Source organism: Arthrobacter sp. (assembly GCF_030540645.1).
Lineage (GTDB): Bacteria > Actinomycetota > Actinomycetes > Actinomycetales > Micrococcaceae > Specibacter.
Genome location: NZ_JAUNVV010000100.1, coordinates 8,583 through 12,115 on the forward strand (window position 1 = coordinate 8,583; position 3,533 = coordinate 12,115).

A 3,533-nucleotide genomic window follows, 5' to 3' on the forward strand; every position below is an offset into this window, starting at 1 on the left:
ACAACTTGTAAAAAAAAAAAACCCCCGCCGGCGGGCGCCCCCCGGGGGGGGGGGCCCCCCCACGCTGCGCTTTGTGCGGTCCTGAATTACTTGCGCAGGGACTCCGCAATCTGGTTCATGACGGTGTTGTCCGCCAACGTCGAGGCATCCCCCACGGTGCGGCCTTCGGCCACGTCCTTGAGTAGGCGGCGCATGATCTTCCCGGAGCGGGTCTTGGGGAGTTCCGGTACCACCAGGATGGTCCTGGGCTTGGCGATCGGCCCAATTTCGTGGCCAACGTGGTTGCGCAGCGTCGTGACAATGTCGGCGTCTTCCACGGCCGAGCCGCGCAGGATCACAAAGGCCACGACGGACTGGCCCGTGGTCTCGTCGGCAGCGCCAACCACGGCAGCCTCAGCCACCGAGGGGTGGCTGACAAGGGCGGATTCAATCTCCGTGGTGGAAAGGCGGTGACCCGAGACGTTCATGACGTCATCGACGCGGCCCAGCAGCCACACATCCCCGTCCTCGTCCCACTTGGCTCCGTCACCGGCAAAGTACATGCCGTCAAAGCGGGACCAGTAGGTGTCCTTGTAGCGCTCGTTGTCACCCCAAATGCCACGTAGCATGGCCGGCCATGGTTCGCGGATCACGAGGTAGCCGCCGTGGCCGTTGGGCACCGATGCACCGAGTTCGTCGACGACGTCCACGGCGATGCCGGGTAGCGGAACCTGTGCGGAGCCGGGCTTTGCCGCGGTCACACCGGGAAGCGGGGCGATCATGATGGCGCCGGTTTCCGTCTGCCACCAGGTGTCCACCACGGGTGCCTTGTCAGCGCCAATGACGCGGCGGTACCACATCCACGCTTCCGGGTTGATGGGCTCACCCACTGAACCGAGCAGGCGGATGGAGGAGAGGTCGTACTTGGCGGGGATGTCCTCACCCCACTTCATGAACGTGCGAATGGCCGTGGGGGCCGTGTAGAGGATGGAAACCTTGTACTTTTCCACGATCTCCCAGAAGCGTCCCTGGTGCGGGGAATCCGGGGTGCCCTCATACATGACCTGGGTGGCGCCATTGATGAGCGGTGCATAGGTGACGTAGGAATGGCCGGTGACCCATCCGACGTCGGCCGTGCACCAGAAAACATCCGTTTCGGGGTGCAGGTCAAAGACGGCGCGGTGCGTGTAGGCCGTCTGGGTGAGGTAGCCGCCGGTGGTGTGCAGGATGCCCTTGGGCTTACCCGTGGTGCCGGAGGTGTACAGGATGAACAGCGGGTGCTCGGCGGGGTGGCCCACTGCCGTGTGCTCGGTGGAGGCGGTACCAACGCTGTCATCCCACCAGATGTCGCGGCCCTCAACCCAGTTGACGTCCTGGCCGTTGCGCTTAACCACCACGACGTTCTGCACCGAGTGCCCCGGTGCACTGAGTGCTTCGTCAACGGCGGGTTTGAGCGGGCTGGGCTTGCCGCGGCGGAACGTGCCATCGGCGGTGACCACCAGTTTGGCTTCCGCGTCGTCAATGCGTGAACGCAGGGCGTCGGCCGAGTAGCCGCCAAAGACCACTGAGTGGATGGCGCCAATGCGGGCGCAGGCGAGCAGTGTGATGACGGCTTCGGGGATCATGGGCAGGTAGACGGCGACGCGGTCGCCCTTGATGACGCCGAGGGATTCGAAGGCGTTCGTGGCCTTCTTGACCTCTTCAGTGAGCTGCGCATAGGTGTAGGTGCGGGTGTCTCCGGGCTCGCCCTCGAAGTAGATGGCGACGCGGTCCCCGTTGCCGGCCTCAACGTGGCGGTCCAGGGCGTTGTAGGCGGCGTTGATTTCGCCGTCCTCAAACCAGGTGGCAAAAGGAGGGTTGCTCCAGTCAAGGGTCTTGGTGAACGGTTTGCTCCAGGAGAGGAGTTCGCGGGACTGCTCGCCCCAGAAGGCGGGACGGTCGGAGTCGGCCTTTGCGTACTCATCGCCGTGAACAATCGCGTTGGCGGCAAATTCCGCGCTGGGCGCGAACTTTCGGTTCTCCTTGAGCAGATTCTCCAATGCATCTCCGGCTTGGCCTGCCGCTGCGGTTGTGACCTCAGACATCTAATATCCCTTCATTCCTACTCAGCTGATGCCCTGCAGGTTCCCACCGGCGGCAGTGCACTACAACTCCTGCAAAAAGGAGTTGCGGCAGTGCGCGGGATGGTTGCTCGGACAACGTATTGTTCCTACTTTAACTGTATCGCTTCTGATCTTAAAACGTGTCTGCCATCACAGCCCAGTGGGGTCAATGGGGTCATATCTGCGCCCAAATGCACAACGCTGAAGCTGAGCCGAGGATGGGCAGCCTCGTGGCAGCGCGCCCCATTTATCGCATTTTGCGTCGATTAAGCTGTGGCTGGCTAGTGTTGCCATCCCTCGTTAACTAGGCTGGGAGGTAATCGTGAGTTTGAGGAGTAGGACCATGACAGAGCAACACACGCCTTCCGCACAGAGCGCCACCAGCATCGCAGGTGCAGGGCCCAGCCACGCAGCAGCCGGACCGCTGACCATCAGGGACGTCTGGGTCCTGGTATCAGTATTGATCATATTCATTGCTTCACTGGTGCCTGTCGTTTCCACCATTGCGGGCAGCTTCAACCTGTGGAACACCGGTGGACTCTTCTATATTGGGATCGGGGTTGTCTTGCCGCTGGCCGTGGGTGGGCTCTTCCTTTCACGTCGGCTGAGTCCGGAAAGCAAAGTCCGTGTTGGCTCGCTCTCCGTCGACCAATTTGCGTCAGTGGTTGCCGCCTTTGCAACTTTCTTCTTCTTCACCGGCACCGTGACGAACTTTGGTGTTGCTTATCTTGTGGGCCTCATTGGTTCCTTGCTGCTATTGGCAGCGACAGCTTGCGCTCAGTGGATACCGTTGCTGGCCTCCGATTTCGTTGGCCGCGCCGAGATTCCTGCGCACGTGGCAGCGCGGGATGCCATTCCTGCCCTCCAACGGCCATCTGCGACCAAGTCCGCGGACGGCGCCGGAGCCCACTTAGGCCAGGGCGGCACCCAACAGGGTGCACAAGCTGGCACCGGCCAGGGCAACCAAGGGGCGTCCGGAGCGCAGGGTGCCAGTGGCTGGACGGGTGCGCAGGCCTCCAGTCACGCATCCGCTGGCCGGATCTTCACTCCGGCGAAGGAAACCAGCCAGTCCCAAAGCAGTGGGACCCAATCCACTGCGGCCAAAGCAGCCACCACTGCGGGTTCCAACACGGGGGCAGAGCAACCTGCAGCATCCTCAACCGGATCCGGATCCGGAACCGGGGCAACGAGCAGCGCAGCAGCACAGTCGGTTGCCGCCGCAGCGCCAGTTGCGTCCGCAGCAACCAAGCCTGCAGCAAGCACACCGGCTGGAACCGAAAGCGGTTCCACAGCGAAGTCGGCCGCCAAACAGGATCCGGCAAAGACTCCTGACGCTAACAAGCCTGCCGTCGAATCGACTCCTGGCGGCTCCGCAACCGGGACCGGCACCCGCCAGGGCGAGTCACAGCAAAGCGGCGCGACCCAAAGCGGTGCGAAGCAGGGCAGCGCTAA

Annotated in this window: 2 protein-coding genes; one reads left to right on the forward strand and one right to left on the reverse strand. The window is 62.8% G+C overall.

The features are described from left to right. Positions 1-86 precede the first annotated feature (86 nt). Positions 87-2,063, reverse strand: coding sequence for an acetate--CoA ligase (gene acs / locus Q4P21_RS14570; RefSeq protein ID WP_303389459.1), 1,977 nt, complete (start codon positions 2,061-2,063; stop codon positions 87-89). A 361-nt stretch (positions 2,064-2,424) separates the two neighbouring features. On the opposite strand from acs, the gene Q4P21_RS14575 reads away from it, so the two are divergent. Continuing rightward, on the forward strand, positions 2,425-3,533 hold a 1,109-nt coding region (locus Q4P21_RS14575), incomplete at its 3' end, for a hypothetical protein (RefSeq protein WP_303389460.1).